Source organism: Dinghuibacter sp., assembly GCF_035492835.1.
Classification (GTDB): Bacteria; Bacteroidota; Bacteroidia; order Chitinophagales; family Chitinophagaceae; genus Dinghuibacter.
In genome coordinates this window covers 1-14,922 of record NZ_DATJIY010000180.1, presented here as the reverse complement: position 1 = coordinate 14,922, position 14,922 = coordinate 1, and the positions used below count along the sequence as shown (strand labels likewise).

Annotated in this window: 14 protein-coding genes; 9 read left to right on the top strand and 5 right to left on the bottom strand. The window is 55.8% G+C overall.

Translation table 11 applies throughout. The features are described 5' to 3' along the window. The first annotated feature begins 2 nt into the window (after positions 1-2). Positions 3-2,117 carry a redoxin domain-containing protein gene (locus VL547_RS16990; protein WP_325580034.1) on the top strand — a complete coding sequence of 705 codons (2,115 nt, stop codon included), beginning with the start codon at positions 3-5 and terminating at the stop codon, positions 2,115-2,117. Between the two features lie 8 nt (positions 2,118-2,125). After that, positions 2,126-3,160 carry a TlpA disulfide reductase family protein gene (locus VL547_RS16985; protein ID WP_325580030.1) on the top strand — a complete coding sequence of 345 codons (1,035 nt, stop codon included), beginning with the start codon at positions 2,126-2,128 and terminating at the stop codon, positions 3,158-3,160. Between the two features lie 216 nt (positions 3,161-3,376). On the opposite strand, the gene VL547_RS16980 is transcribed toward VL547_RS16985, so the two are convergent. Continuing rightward, positions 3,377-4,234: a sigma-70 family RNA polymerase sigma factor gene (locus VL547_RS16980; protein ID WP_133999430.1), complete on the bottom strand. Its 858-nt coding sequence runs from the start codon at positions 4,232-4,234 to the stop codon at positions 3,377-3,379. Positions 4,235-4,249: 15 nt separating this feature from the next. Next, positions 4,250-4,471, bottom strand: a complete 222-nt coding sequence (locus VL547_RS16975) for a hypothetical protein (RefSeq protein ID WP_325580025.1) — start codon at positions 4,469-4,471, stop codon at positions 4,250-4,252. Here VL547_RS16975 and VL547_RS16970 point away from each other — a divergent pair. Then, positions 4,470-5,486 (top strand): GntG family PLP-dependent aldolase, encoded by a 1,017-nt coding sequence (locus tag VL547_RS16970; protein ID WP_325580023.1) that lies wholly within the window; start codon positions 4,470-4,472, stop codon positions 5,484-5,486. The two genes, VL547_RS16975 and VL547_RS16970, sit on opposite strands and share 2 nt — an antisense overlap. On the opposite strand, the gene VL547_RS16965 is transcribed toward VL547_RS16970, so the two are convergent. Then, entirely contained in the window at positions 5,472-7,652 is a 2,181-nt protein-coding gene (locus tag VL547_RS16965; RefSeq protein ID WP_325580021.1) for a carboxy terminal-processing peptidase, read from the bottom strand. The two genes, VL547_RS16970 and VL547_RS16965, sit on opposite strands and share 15 nt — an antisense overlap. Before the next feature lie 227 nt (positions 7,653-7,879). On the opposite strand from VL547_RS16965, the gene VL547_RS16960 reads away from it, so the two are divergent. Further along, positions 7,880-9,145: a hypothetical protein gene (locus VL547_RS16960; RefSeq protein WP_325580019.1), complete on the top strand. Its 1,266-nt coding sequence runs from the start codon at positions 7,880-7,882 to the stop codon at positions 9,143-9,145. A 17-nt stretch (positions 9,146-9,162) separates the two neighbouring features. On the opposite strand, the gene VL547_RS16955 is transcribed toward VL547_RS16960, so the two are convergent. Next, positions 9,163-10,281, bottom strand: a complete 1,119-nt coding sequence (locus VL547_RS16955; protein ID WP_325580017.1) for a hypothetical protein — start codon at positions 10,279-10,281, stop codon at positions 9,163-9,165. A gap of 201 nt (positions 10,282-10,482) precedes the next feature. On the opposite strand from VL547_RS16955, the gene VL547_RS16950 reads away from it, so the two are divergent. The 3 genes from VL547_RS16950 (at position 10,483) to VL547_RS16940 (ending at position 12,217) form a co-directional block, all read left to right on the top strand. Then, positions 10,483-11,034: a DUF6934 family protein gene (locus tag VL547_RS16950; RefSeq protein WP_325580015.1), complete on the top strand. Its 552-nt coding sequence runs from the start codon at positions 10,483-10,485 to the stop codon at positions 11,032-11,034. Positions 11,035-11,043: 9 nt separating this feature from the next. Then, positions 11,044-11,199 carry a hypothetical protein gene (locus VL547_RS16945; protein WP_325580013.1) on the top strand — a complete coding sequence of 52 codons (156 nt, stop codon included), beginning with the start codon at positions 11,044-11,046 and terminating at the stop codon, positions 11,197-11,199. 64 nt (positions 11,200-11,263) lie between these two features. Continuing rightward, positions 11,264-12,217: a nucleoside hydrolase gene (locus VL547_RS16940; protein WP_325580011.1), complete on the top strand. Its 954-nt coding sequence runs from the start codon at positions 11,264-11,266 to the stop codon at positions 12,215-12,217. On the opposite strand, the gene VL547_RS16935 is transcribed toward VL547_RS16940, so the two are convergent. Continuing rightward, on the bottom strand, positions 12,168-13,511 hold the full coding sequence (locus tag VL547_RS16935) for an ABC transporter permease (RefSeq protein WP_325580009.1): 1,344 nt from the start codon (positions 13,509-13,511) through the stop codon (positions 12,168-12,170). The genes VL547_RS16940 and VL547_RS16935 overlap by 50 nt on opposite strands. A 4-nt stretch (positions 13,512-13,515) precedes the next feature. Here VL547_RS16935 and VL547_RS16930 point away from each other — a divergent pair, with 4 nt between their 5' ends. Beyond that, positions 13,516-14,355, top strand: coding sequence for a M91 family zinc metallopeptidase (locus tag VL547_RS16930; RefSeq protein ID WP_325580007.1), 840 nt, complete (start codon positions 13,516-13,518; stop codon positions 14,353-14,355). Between the two features lie 6 nt (positions 14,356-14,361). Then, positions 14,362-14,769 carry a hypothetical protein gene (locus VL547_RS16925; RefSeq protein WP_325580005.1) on the top strand — a complete coding sequence of 136 codons (408 nt, stop codon included), beginning with the start codon at positions 14,362-14,364 and terminating at the stop codon, positions 14,767-14,769. The last annotated feature ends 153 nt before the right edge of the window (positions 14,770-14,922 follow it).

Here is a 14,922-nt window from a genome sequence, read left to right as displayed (position 1 = left end):
ACATGCATAGAACATTCATCAAAGCGAGAGCGCTTAAGGCCGCGGTATCGGCAACGGCGCTTTCCGCCGCCGCATCGCTTGTCACCGCATCGACGGCGCTGGCGCAGCAAGGAGCTTTTACCCTGAAAGGCACGTTCGATCCGGCCGTGCACACGGTCTACCTGCACCGTTATACCTTGCAGACGGGGTCGCATACGGATACCATACCTACGGATAACGGCCGGCTTTCCTTCACCGGAAAGGTGTCGGCCGTGGAAACGGGACAATTCATTTTCCAGGAAGGACATACGGAAAAAAGCATCGTCTTTTACCTGGAACCGGGGGCCATCGAGATCGACGATCCCGCCGGGGCCGCCCATCCGGTCCTGTCGGGCACGCCATTGAACAAAGACCTCCAGGACTACAGGGTGTTGCTCTACGCGATGCTCGACAGCGTCAACGCGGCGGGCGGTCACCAGTACTACGAGTTCAGCCGGGAGATCGAAGGAGAAAAGCTGTCCATCCTCCGGCGCTTCGTACCCCGGCACCCCTCCTCCAAAGTCAGCCTCGACCAGCTCAACCAATATTCTATCCGGAACGCGGTACCTGGCGCCCTCGACACCCTGTACCACCAGCTTAGCCCCGGTCTCCGGCAGTCGGAGACCGGCGTGCAGCTGGCAGACCGAATCCAGGGCATGAGGGGTGGCGCCATCGGCACCCCCGCGCCGCTGTTCACCCTGCCGGACACAGCAGGCCGCGACTTTTCGCTGACCAGCGTGCGGGGCAAGTACGTACTCGTCGATTTCTGGGCCACCTGGTGTGGCCCCTGCATGGAGGAGATGCCCAACGTCGCGAAGGCGTATCACCAATTCCGCGACAAGGGTTTTACCGTAGTTGGCGTCTCCCTGGACATGACCAATTTCAAGGAAAAATGGAAGGAGGTTATCCGTCGCGAGCATATGGACTGGATACAGGTGAGCGATTTGAAGTTCTGGAATAGCAAGGCGGCGTTGGCTTATTACGTGAACTCCGTTCCGGCGAACTTCCTGCTTGACCCCAAGGGGAATATCATCGCCAAGAACCTGCGGGGAGACAAGCTACAGGCGAAGCTGGCGGAGGTCTTTGGGGCGGGGGCCGCGACTGGCGCGGGCGGTGAAGGTGGCGCGGCCACGGCTGGTTCGGGCCGTTTCGTCATCGACGGCCGGCTCAATGCCGATACGCCGGTGACGGGGATCGTACAGTTCGACGGCGGGACTTTTCGTGACAGCGTAAGCCTCGTCAACAACACCTATCACTTCGAGGGCTCCCTCGGAGACAAGGACGCCCTCGTGGCCAGCCTTTTCCTGTACGCAACCCACAGCCATGCGGCATTCAAGGGTTTTGCCCAGTTCTATATAGGCGCCGGGACCACGCGGGTGACCCAAAAGGCCAATTTCGCGACCCTGTCGGTGACGGGCTCCCCGGTGCAGGACGACAAGGTCGCGCTGGAAAGCGCGCTGCGTCATGCGACCAACCGGACTGCCGTTGCCTCGGATTTCGTGCGCAGCCACCCGGATTCCTGGATCAGCTATGTAACGCTCCAGGATATGTCCAACCACATGGAGATCGACCACGACACGGCCGCCGCCCTGTACGCCCTGCTGACGCCGCGGCTCACGCGGCACGCGGAGGTGGCCCAGCTGGGTAGACGGATCCAAGGCATGGGGTTGGCCCAGGTCGGGGCGATGGCGCCCGTTTTTTCGGAGAACGATTCCACCGGTCAATCCGTTTCACTGATGGGCTATCGGGGCAAATACGTGCTGGTGACCTTCTGGGCCAGCTGGTGTCATCCCTGCCGGGCGGAAAACCGTTTCCTGGTGCCCGCGTATGGCAAATACAAGGCAAAGGGTTTTGAGATCCTCGGCGTCTCCCTGGATGGCGGCCCGCTGGGGCGCTCCTCATGGCTAAAGGCCGTCCGGGAGGACAGGACCGCCTGGACACAGATATCCGACCTGAAGGGCGGAGACAACGCGGCCGCGGTGCGGTATGGCGTGTCCGCGATCCCCCGCAATTTCCTGGTCGACCCATCCGGCCGGATCATCGACAAGGACCTCGATGAGGCGGAACTCAATAAGAAACTGGAATCCATATTCAATTAACTCTTTTCATGAAAAAAATATTCCTCCTCGCTTCGTTTTTGCCGGCCTTTTCACAGGCGCAAAACACCTTCCGTATCGAAGGCAGGATCATCTCCGACTCCGCCATCCATGGCTATATCTACATGAACCATTACCTCAATGGCACCCATGGAACGTACCAGATGGACAGCGCCCTGATTGAAAACAACTCGTATCATTTCGAGGGCAGGATGACCGATGGCGCCGACCGCGCCGTGATCCACTGGAACCGGCGCCCGATGAAGCTGGATACCGGGATGAAGGCATACCGTTCCATGGCCGTCTGGGTCGGCGCAGGCGACGACGCCCACGTAGAGCATACCGCCGATTATCACAACATCAAAATCACCTCCTCGCCCGTCCAGGCTCAACTGGACTCCCTCTCACACGAAATCTCGCTAAAACAGCGGCCGTTCGACAAGGTGATAGACGACTTCGTCCGCGCTCACCCGTCCTCCTGGGTCAGCTACATCGCGCTCGACCAGGAGGTCCGTCACCACGACATCAGCCCGGAATCCGCGGCCTCGCTGTATGATGCGTTGACGCCGTCGCTGAAGCAATACGAGTATGTCCAGGCGCTCGGAGACCTCGTCGGCCTGTACGCGGGCCGCGGGGACGTCTCCGCAAAAGACCTTACGCTGGACGATGCGTCGGGTAAGCCGGTATCGCTGGCGTCGTATCGCGGTAAATATGTGTTGCTGGACTTCTGGGCCAGCTGGTGCGGGCCCTGCCGCGCGGAGAACCCGAACGTCCTCCAGGCGTATAATGACTATAGCGCCAGGAACTTCACCGTCCTTAGCGTATCGATGGACAAGGTTCGTGACGCCTGGTTAAAGGCGGTTTCGGAGGATAAGCTGCCGTGGACGCAGGTATCGGACCTGAAAGCCTTCGACGGTCCGGCGGCGCGGGAGTATAAGGTGAATGCCATTCCGGCCAATTTCCTGATCGATCCCTCCGGGAAGATCATTGCGACGAACCTAAGGGGGATGGAGCTGTCGCGGAAGCTGGCGGAGGTCTTAAAATAGTTTCTCTCTCATGTCTGATGGCGGGGCTCCCTTAGGGGGGCCCTTGCCTTTTTGGGGGGCGCCGCCGGCGGCCGCGGGGCAATGCGCGCGAGAGGGGGCAAAAAAAAGAGCCGCCATATGGCGGCCCTTCGCTAAGAAATAAGAAAGCCCCTTACGGGGCTTTCGCTAATAAATTGGAAAGCCCCTTACGGGGCTTTCGGAAACGTATAATTCGTTTTACCCTAAATAGGCTTTTAGCGAACTGCTGTAGCGGGCCTTCTGGAGGCGCTTGATGGCCCTTTCCTTGATCTGACGGATACGTTCCTTGGTGAGGTCGTACTTCTGACCGATCTGTTCGATGGTCACGCCGTTTTCGCCGTCAAGACCAAAATACGCGTTCACAATTTCAGCTTCCCGGGGGCTGAGGGATTTCAGTACCCGGCGGATTTCGGCGCGGAGGGAGTCGTGCATGACGTCTTCATCCGTGGAATCACCACCTTCCAGCAGGTCGCCCATGGCTACGTCCTCAGCCTCGTGCACGGGGGCGTCGAGGGAGGTGTGGCGGGTGTTGCTTTGGAAGATGTTGTTGATCTCCGTTTCGCTCATTTCGAGAATCTCGGCCAATTCTTCCGTACTCGGTTCGCGCTCGTGTTCCTGCTCGAATGCCATGTACGCTTTGTTAGCCTTGTTATACGTGCCAATTTTGTTTTGAGGCAGGCGGACTAATCTGCCCTGCTCTGCCAACGCCTGCAGGATGGACTGGCGGATCCACCATACCGCGTAAGAGATGAATTTGAAACCCTTGGTTTCATCAAAACGCTGGGCTGCTTTAATCAGACCCAGATTACCTTCATTGATGAGGTCACTCAACGATAAGCCCTGGTGTTGATACTGTTTTGCAACGGAGACCACAAACCGTAAGTTGGCCTGTACCAGCTTATCCAACGCACGCTGATCGCTCATCTTGATGCGTTGTGCCAGTACCGTCTCTTCTTCGGGGGTGATCATCGGGATCTTGGAAATCTCCTGCAAATACTTCTCAACCGCCTGGGAATCTCGATTGGTAATTTGTGTTGCAATCTTAAGCTGCCTCATATGATATAATTAGCCTTACAAAACTCTTATTGATTTTTCTCTCTGGTTGATCACAGAAAATGTTGGAAAGGGTTTAAAGTCGATCCAGGCATTTTTAAAACTATCTGCAAAGATACGTCGCAACACCGGATTTTCATAACCCTTTACTCCATATTTACCAAAACTTTCACTAACAATCATTTGGCCTGGCCCGTTAGAACGCGTTTTCGCTACATTGCGTACTAAAACGATTTTCATGCCCATCGACCTTCGTTCAGACACCGTTACCCGGCCCACCCCCGGTATGCTCGAGGCCATGTTACAGGCCCGGGTTGGAGACGATGTTTTCCGTGAGGATTCCACCGTAACCGCCCTGGAAAACCGGCTGGCGGCCGACTTCGGCATGGAGGCCGGGATCTTTTGTCCGTCCGGGACCATGACCAATCAAATAGCTATCAAAATGCATACCCAGCCCGCGGACGAGGTGATTTGCGACAAAACCGCACACGTTTATATCTACGAGGGCGGGGGGATTGCCTTTAATTCCGGCTGCCAGGTCAGGCCCCTGGAGGGTGACCGGGGCCGGATCAATGCCGGCCAGGTGGTAGCCTCGATCAATCCGGACGACGTCCACCGGGCCATTACCCGTCTGGTTTGCCTGGAAAACACGGCCAACAGGGGCGGGGGCAGCTGCTACGAATTCTGTGAAATCGAAGCCATCCGGGACGTCTGCGACCGGCACGGCCTGATGCTCCACCTGGATGGCGCCAGGATCTATAATGCATTGGTATACAAGGGGGAAACAGCGGCCCAATACGGTCAGGTATTTGACTCGATCTCCATTTGCCTGAGCAAGGGCCTGGGGTGCCCGGTGGGCAGCGTCCTTATCGGCCGCAGAAAGGACATCGACCGCGCCCGTCGGATCCGGAAGGCGTTTGGCGGGGGGATGCGGCAGGCGGGCTACCTGGCCGCGGCCGGGCTATATGCACTCGATAACCACATTTCCCGGCTGGCGGAGGACCACCGGCATGCGTTGGAGCTCGCGGACGCCCTCCGGGAGCGGGACTTCGTGGGCAATATCCTCCCCGTGGAGACCAATATTGTCATTTTTACAGTTAAAGGGCGGTATTCGGCCGCGAGTCTGGCCGAAGCATTGCGTGGGCACGACATTTTAACAGTGGCTATCGCGCCCACGCAAATCCGGATGGTTACGCACCTCGATTTTACCCAGGAAATGGTCCGGAAGGTGCGGGAGACGTTACTCCTGCTTTGATAGATTGACCTTCCCCGAGGCCAGGTTCCCCTGGTGGATCATGTCGTCGACGATGTGCACCGTTTCACCCAGCTCCAGGTCGCTCTTGAAGCTGTTCAGGAACTGGTTGTTACGGCCCGCCAGGATCGCGCCCTTGCCCTGGGTGGTATCCTGGGCGCCACCGATGGTGGAAGGCATCGGCATCAGGGTCATATTCAGTGGCGTCTGCAGCTTCTGGACCTTTTCCAGCTCCTGGTATATCTTCTGCAGCTCGGCCTTTTCGTTCTTATAGGCGACCATTTCCAGCGGGTATTTCTTGTCGTCCTGGTCAGCCAGCCAGTGGGCGTCCTTGGAAATGACCTGGAAGTTGGGGTTGCGGGACACGCGGTCCTCGCTTTCCTTGCGGACGAGGGCGGCGTCGTAGCCCGGCATCCAGGCGTCATAGCTCGCTTTGGTTATTTCATCCCATTTGAGGGCGTCCGGGTTGTCGCGTTCGCGGTCCTTGAGGAATTCCATTTGGTCCGGAATGGCTACATCGGGGGTTACTCCCTTGAGCTGGGTCGAACCGCCGCTGATACGGTAGAACTTCTGGAGCGTCAGCTTGATCGAACCCAGGTCGGCCACGGAGTCCTTGGGCCAGTTGCCGGTGATCCGGGGGTCGAGCTCGATTTCCCGTTGGACGGTGCCCTTGCCGTAGGTATCGCTGCCGATGATCAGCCCGCGATGGTAGTCCTGGATAGCGGCGGCAAAGATTTCGGAAGCCGACGCGCTGCCCATGTTGACCATCACGGCCAGGGGGCCGGAATACAGCACGCCCTGGTCGTTGTCACGCATGACCTGCGGCTGGGCTTCGCCCCGGCCGCGGACCTGTACCACGGGGCCGGTCTTGACGAACAACCCGACCATATTGACCACGTCCATCAGCGAACCGCCGCCGTTCCCGCGGAGGTCGATGATAATGCCGTCCACCTTTTGCTCCTTAAGATAGGCGACCTCCTTGGCTACGTCCACCGAGCATCGCGCACCGTCGCGGTGGTCGAAGTCCGCATAGAAAACGGGGAGGTAGATATAACCCACCTTGCGGTCGCCTTCGTTGATGATGGCGCTGCGGGCAAAGGTGTCCTCGACGAGGATTTCATCCCTGACCAGCGGTACGACCCTGACGCTGCCGTCGGCCTTTTTCAGGGTAAGCCTGACCGTGCTGCCCTTGCTGCCCCGGATGATCTTTACAGCGTCCTCCCGGGAATAACCGGTGAGGTCCTGGGCGGAGTCGCTACCCTGGGCTACCTTCAGGATGATGTCGCCCTGGGCTACCTGGCCGGATTTCCAGGCCGGGCTGCCGGCCACGAGGGAGGCGATCTTTATGTTCCCGGCGTCGTCCTCTTCCAGCGAGGCGCCGATACCGTAGAAGTGCCCGCTCATCATTTCATTGAAGGAGCGGCGTTCCACGGGCGGGAAAAAGTCGGTATGGGGGTCCATGGTGTTCGTGATACAGTTCACCATGGCGTCGAATTGCGCTTCCTGGGTCTGCTGGGTCTTCAGCCGGCTGAAGTTCCGGTCCATGATCTTGTAGATCGCCATCCGGGCCTGGGCTTCCAGCTCCGTGTCGGTTTTGGACGTGGAATCTTTTGCTTTGGCCTTGTCGCGGGCGTCCGTGAGGTCGACGTAGCGTTCCAGCACCAGGTATTTCAACCGTTTGCGCCAGCGGTCATAGCGGTCTTCCGGGGAGGCGGCAAAACCCATCTTCTCGTAATTCATGTCCACGTCTTCCTTGACGGAGAAGTCGAAGGGTTTGGCGAGGATCTGTTTGAAAAGCTGGGATGCCTGGTCCAGGTCGCGGTTGTATACCGTGCTGATCCCGTAAAAGGATTCCAGCTTGGCGCCGTGCATCTCGTCGTCTATGCGGTTACCGTAGAGCGCCCTCAGGGAATCTACGTCCTTTTTGAGGAAGTACCCCTTGTCGCCGTCCAGCGTGGTAAGGAATTTATCGAATACTTTTTCGGAGAACTCGTCGTCTACGCGTTGGGGGCTGTAGTGGCCTTCTTCGAGGAAGGCGCCGACGGTCTGCAGGATCCGTTCGAATTTGGAAGTAGGGTTATCGAAGGTTTTTACTTTCAGGGCGTATAGAACGCTCACCACTCCAAGCGTCAGCAACAGGATAATGGGCACACTTTTCTTACTAAACATAGATTTAATCCATTTTTGCATCTTGTAAATATAACGCTAAACTGCCGTACAATGTTTTCATGGAAAGTTCATTTAACAAAGGATTTGATGAACGGCACACAACAAGATAGGCGCTAAAACGTTAAAACGCGGGTAATTGATTGATTAAGATGCAAAAATACGTAACTTCGCCGCGTTCGCAACCGGAAGAATCTATGCCTATCAGGACGTTCTTGTATTTAGGGATTTTGTGTCTTGTTGCCACCAGATCGCACGCCCAGGTTTTACGGGACACGGTCATCATCCGCGACACCATTCGCCCGTCCCAGGCGATTCCCATGGCGCCCCTCCCCGCGCCGGATACCGCGCTTCGCATCCGCAACTTCAACCCCTATTTCACGATCCACGTCGACTCCACGCTCAGCTACAAATTCGAAATCAATAAGGATTCCGCACGATATTACTGGTACCTGAGGAACTCGCCCGTCGGGTTGCGCATCAAGGCCGACAACGGGCTGCTGACGTTCCGCGCCGACAGGTCGTACTTCCTGTCCGGCCGCCTGAAGTACGACTATCCCTACAAGGTGTCGCTGGGCGTCCAGAACCTGGACAACCCCACGGACCGGCTGGACACGTCGATCACGGTGCAGTTCTTCAACACCGAAATCATCCCCTCCCGTGTAAAACCGTCGGTGGCCGGGGGTATGGTTTTTGCCGCGCTGGGCGACACCGTGAGCTTTTCGATCCAGTGCGACGAGGGCAGCTTCCCCATCGAAAACATCACGTTCTTTACCAATACGCCCATCAGCCGGTTCACCCCCGTACATAAGTGCGGCGACACGTTTACCTGGGGCATCCCCTACGACTTCATCCACGCCGACGACGCGGAAAAGCAGAAGACGGTGATTTTATATTTCGTGGGGACGGACAAGTTCTTCAACAAGGATACCGGGACCGTCAAGATCACCGTGAAATACGCGACAAACTACCCCGAACAGACGGCCGAGTATAAGAAGCTGGAGCACGACATCCGGTTTTATATCCTGCAGCTGAAGTACACCTTCATGGTGCTCGACCGCCAGATCAAACACAACAAGGGGACCCGGACGACCTTTGACCTGACCAGCGCCGCCACGGCCCTGACCGGCACCGTATTCGGCGCCATGCCCAACAACACGGGCCAGCCCACCGGCACCATCCTCCCCAGCGTGGGCATCGCCCTCGTACCCGTGAAGGAGGCGACGGCCCCGACCAAAACCTACGAGCAAAACGCCGCCACGGCCATCCGGTCCAATATCAAACGCCTGGAATATTCGCTCAGCGAGAACTCCCCCATCGGCGACCGCGACCCGGACATCTCCGGCAAGATCAGGAAGATCCGCGAAGACCTGAAACAGGTGCAGCTGCAATTGATCGACGTGCCGCTGGAGATCGCGGAGAATATGAATGAGCAGCAGCTCAATGATTATTTTAACAACCCGAAGGTCAATAAGAAGTATCGCACGAGGCGCTAGGGTGTTCGTTTGCGGCCTTACGGCTTGCCGGCGGTGCGGGTTTCGGCCGTTCCGCGTCCCAGGAGCGCGGCGGCGCGGTCAGCCCACGCGGCGGCTTTCCGTTTTAGGTCGGCGTCAATGGCCATAGCCGTCACGCGCTTTGCACCGGTCTCCAGCTGGGTTCCTACGAAATGCGCGACGGACAACTCGCCGGCGCGGCCCCTTATCGAATCCTGGTGGCGGAGCGAATCCGCATCGAAGGGCATCAGGAAGCGGTCATAATACGTCTTCGCCAGGTCCAGGAACTTGAGCGTATCCCCCACCCCGTAATAAAAATCGAGCATCACGCCCTGGAAGGCGCGCACCTTGGCGGTGGCGTTTGCGTTGGTATTGGCGGCGAAGGTCGCGGCAAGCTGGGCTTCTTCCTGGTCGGCGTCCGTTACCGCTTTGTCCTTGGTTTTGTTGATGACGTCATTGTTGATTTTGACACGTTCCTGTAACGTCAAGCTGGCCCACACGTCGTTAAAGAGGAGGGCGTCCTGGCGCAGGAGCTGGTTGGCGGCGCTGTTCAGGACGGGAGCCTGAAGGGCGATAAAGCGTAGTACGCGCGGCGAACCCAGCGAATCCTGGGGAAGGGCTTCGACGTACAGATCGAGCAGGCTGTCGGCGGGCAATCCTTCGACGTTGCGTTCGGCGATGATCGCTTCGAGCTTATTTTCGTCCTTGTCGCCCAGCAGGCGTTCGGCCTGGAGGATGCGGAGGTTGCGCATGGCGTCGGCGCGGTCTTCGGCGGCGTGGAGGCCGGCTATATAGTCTTTTCTCCCAGGCGCGCCCTCGAAGCGGTAGATCGGCGTCCCGTCCTCCATGACATAGGCGAAGGTGGCGCCGCTCAGGGATTTGGCAACGCTATCCGTGGCTGGTATCGCCACGCCGGCGGCACAGTCCTTTTGGAGGCTGTCCGTCAGGGTGCGGAGCGTGGCGTCCACGAGGCCGATTTTTACCAGGACGATGCCGCGGTTTTGCGCAGCTTTATGGAGCGCCGACTGATAATCGGGCAGCCAAAAGGCATCCGGCTTTTTGACGGGCTTTGGTTTATGAGGCGTTTGCGCTTTGGCGGATGCGAAAAGCAGGGCCGCTATCAGGAGGATTTTTTGCATGAACGGCACAAGGTACGCGGTTTTTGGGTGAGGGGTGGAGGGTTTAACAAATTATAGGGGATCGGTGCCCGGGGGGCGGTTTTGTATGATTTTAATTTACGGAACTCGATTGCCTGCTATTGATTCGGAAGATTCTTTCTTCTTGGGTTTTTTCCACGGATTGTACGGGTAGATTTTCGTTGCAATACTAACCCAGGAGTCATGACGAGCTCGGATCATTTTTATGTGGTTGATCAGCGATTGACCGGTAACGGCATCCAATACTTATTTATAAGCGATGGTGTGCGTGAGATTATTAAAATTATTGAATACATCCTATCCAATCAGGTTGACGGTCGGCCGGTATACAATCTTGGTTTTGGAGATTATGACTCTTCGAATGAATGCTTGCTGGATAGCCCCATTTCCAATAATGGGGATCACTACAGGGTATTCAATACCGTGCTTAACACGATACCCGATTTTTTTACAAGCTTCCCGACTGCAATTGTTGCGGTTCAAGGTAGCGACAGCGGGGATGCTTTCATCCGACAATGCAGGCATGAATGCAAAAAAGGGTGTAAAGAAGGCGAATGCCGAAGGGCCGGCCGCAGGATTGGGCTTTATTGTAGCTATTTAAATAAGCATTTCGAAGCATTCTCAAATGAATATATTTTTTACGGCGGTAATGTAGACGATGAAAATCGGCTACTCATAGAACCATACAAAATCGGAAAACAATATGATTCTGTTCTTTTATCCAAAAATCAGTAAATTCATGTTATGAAAAGCAACAGGGCAAAAAACAAGAGATATATCAAAGTCCCGGAGGACGTCTTGCTGTCGCTGGTGGCGGACAGATTGAAAGACAGGGTACTTTTTCCAGAGAAGGTAGAAAGGCTGAGAAGCTATACTATAATTTTTAAGAAAGATGCTTGACAGCATTGGAAAAGATAAAAAAGGCGCCCGATGGGGCGCCTTTTTTATTGTGTATCTTTTGCGGATGAAAATTTGGATACTCGCGTTGGCGATGTTGCCGATGGGGCTTTGGGCGCAACCCAGGCGCGTGATCTTCGACAGCGACATGGGGCCGGACTATGATGACGTGGGGGCGATCACGTTGTTGCATGCGTTTGCGGACAGCGGGTATGTGCGCATACTCGCGACCGTGGCCAGTACGCACTACCCCGGGGTGTCGGGGGTCTTAAGCGCTTTTAATACGTATTTCGGGAGGCCGTGTATACCAATGGGTGTGGGCGGTTTGCTGTTGCGGGATTGGCAGCATTGGTCGGACACCTTGCTGGCGCGGTATCCGCACGAGGTCGATACGACGGACGCGGTGTCGGTCTACCGGACGGTGCTGGCGAAACAGCCGGATCATAGCGTGACGGTGATCACCGTGGGTTTTTTGAGTAACCTGGCGGGGCTGCTGCAATCGCCTGGCGGCCCGGAGCTGGTGCGCCGCAAGGTCGTCCGCCTGGTGAGCATGGCGGGGCGGTTCCCGTCGGGGTACGAGTTCAACGTGATGAAGGACGCGGCGGCTTCGGCGTATGTGTTCGATCATTGGCCGACGCCGATTGTTTTCAGCGGGTTCGAGATCGGTGAAAAAATAAAGACCGGGCTGCCGCTGGTACACGACGACGCCATTCGGCATAGCCCGGTTAAGGACGTTTTCCGCATCGCCATCCCGATGGCGGCGGAGGACAGCGCGGGTCGGAAGAGCTGGGATGAAACGGCGGTGCTGGTCGGCGTCAGGGGGTATGCGCCGTATTACCGGCTGGAATATGGGCGGATGACGGTGGCGCCGGATGGTCGCGACTCATGGACCACGACGGCGTCCTCGGGCCAGGCGCGGCTGGTTGAAACGGCGCCACCTTCCGAAGTACGGGCTTTGATCGACCGACTGATCATGCATCAGCCTTTAACCCCGCAGAAGGCTTTGTCAGCGCGGCCTTGAGCGTCTGATAGCTCACCGTGGCCACAGCCAGGAGCAGGGTGGCCGCGGGGATTAGGATGAAGACCCACCAGGCGAGAGGCGCTTTATAGGCGTATTGCCGCAGCCAATGGCGCATGACCCAATACGACAGCGGGATCGCGATCGTACAGGCGATGACCACCAAACGGGCAAAGCCTCCCGCCAGCAGCGCCCAAAGATGGCGGACATCCGCGCCGAGGACCCGGCGGACGGCTATTTCGCGGGTCCGCTGTTCGGTCATAAAGGAGGCGAGGCCAAAAAGACCCATACAGGAGATGAAAAGCGCAAAACCGGCGAACAGGGCCACGAGGCGGCTGGAGCGCTCCTCATCCATGAATTTCTGCGCGTATTCGTCGTCCACGAAGTGATAGTCGAAGGGGGCTTCGGGGTTGAATTTTCGGAATACCCTTGCGGCGCGGTCGATGGCGGCGGCAAGGGGCATAGCCGGGTTTAACCGTACGACCATGGCGTTGAGCCCTTCCTTCCACAGGCTAAAAATCGTGGGTTGTACGGGCGCATAGGGCGAGCCCATGACCATGTCCCGGACGACCCCCAGGACGACACGCGGTGTTCCGCCGATATAGATGATTTTTCCTGTCGGGACCCTGAAACCCATCAGCCGTTGGGCGGCCTCGTTGATGACGACCCCGCCGGTGTCGCTGGGGAAGCTCCGGTCGAATCCCCGGCCCTCCCTTATTTGCCATTGCATTGTCCGGCCGTAGTCGAAAGTCACGCCGACGACGCCCATCTGGGGGATGTAGCCCGGTGGCTTGCCCTCCCAGCTGAAGTCGTTATCCAGCGTGGGGGCCGTGGTGGATGGGATCGAGGATTCCGCCATGTCGGTGACGGCGCCGGTTGCGAGCAGCCCGGACCTTAGCGCGTTGTAGGAAAGCCCGTACATGTCGGCGGTATTCATCGTTACCCGGATCAGGCCTCCGCGGGTATATCCCACGGGCCTGCGCTGTGCATATCGCACCTGTCGGTAGACAACGACCGTGCCCAGGGCCAGGGCGATCGTTATGGTGAACTGGATGACGACGAGGGTTTGCCGGACCCGGGCGCTTTGGGCTTTGAAGGCCTGGATGGGGCTTACGTTTGAAAAATAAAGGGCGGGGTAACTGCCGGAGATCAGCCCCGCGAGGACCGCGGTCGTTATCAGCGCGCCTGCCATTTCCCAGGTGAGCGCCATGTCTTTTCCCGTGAGGAGGTTGAAATACGGCAGGCACAGGGCGGTCAGGCCGATCGCGAGCATACCTGCCAGGAAGCTGACCAGCACGAGGATGTATGATAATCAGACAGGGAGATGGCATGTGTTAGATAGGCTTTCTGATGATTATTTATCCTTAAGCCCTTATGTGTATACAGCATGCAATCCGGTTAATTATCAAGATCACAATGGCGACTACATAATTATTTTTGGCTCGGATCAGAATGGGAATGCCTATTCGGTAATGTATGATAATGGGAAGGCGTACAATTATACTCAAAATAAGGACGGAAGTGTTACTAAAGGGGGTCAATGGGACGGGAAAAACGATTTTATAGAAACAGCTGTAGGCGATTTGAATAAAATTGGATCGACAAAACAAGGGAATACCGTGGTTTCTGATTTGGAGAGTTCAAAATATCAATATGGAATTTATAAAGCGGCCAATCTTTTGTCAACAGGATTTAAAAGCGACGACAACCAGCCAGGGGGTGGTAAGATTTTTTATACTCAAAATGGAGGTAGTACCCCTGATTTTTCATCAGCAAGCAGTCCTATTACATTAGGCCATGAGCTTTATCATGGGTGGGCTTACGAATATTCAAACGAGCCAAAGGGCGATGATTTTGGAAGTCATCTTGCACAAGAAACAGGCGCAGTAAAGTTTGAGAATTATTTGCGGGCAAGTTTTGGTGAAACGGAAATGAGACAGTATTATACTCTCCAAGGAGCTCAACAAAAGGTAGCTAGTTCTAGTATTGAAGATGCAAAAAGCTATAGCCTGCCACATGCAAACTATATGATTGGTGTACAAATTAATTACCCCAAATTGCCCCACGATGCTGATCATGTCGTGAATAGGCAAGGGGTACCTGCCTATATCTTTATTGATTCCAGAAAACAAAAGTTTTAAATATTTATGAGGGCGTGCTATAGCTTGATGATTATTTTATTTTGTGCCTGTAATGGTTTTACAGAAAAAGAGAAGATTGAAATATGCTTAAAAAATGCAGATTCAATTAAAATTACCAAAGTTACCTGGGATAATATTCAGTCCCTTTCTAGGATAGATGGGGATTGGGTCGAGATCGAAGGGGTCTTTACTTGTGGCTTTGAAGATGTGTCAATTAATTCCTCAAAAAATCCGCATTCGTCTGTTGGTATTTGGATAAATTTTAAAAACCAGATTGAGATGCAAGATGATAAGCTACAAAAGATGTCTGGCAAAAAAGCCATAGTTTACGGGAAGCTTAATGTAAGTGATAAAGGTCACTTAAGCGGTTATAAGGCATCGTTAGACAGTGCTTACTGCATCAAAGAGGAATAGCGGGCCGTTGACGGAGGAGGTGCATTATTATGCATTCGGGTTGACGATGGCAGGGATCAGTGATCGGGCTTTGCAGTTCGGGAAATACAACAGGTACCGATACAACGGAAAGGAACAGCAGAACCAAGAGTTCGCGGATGGATTAGGCTTAGA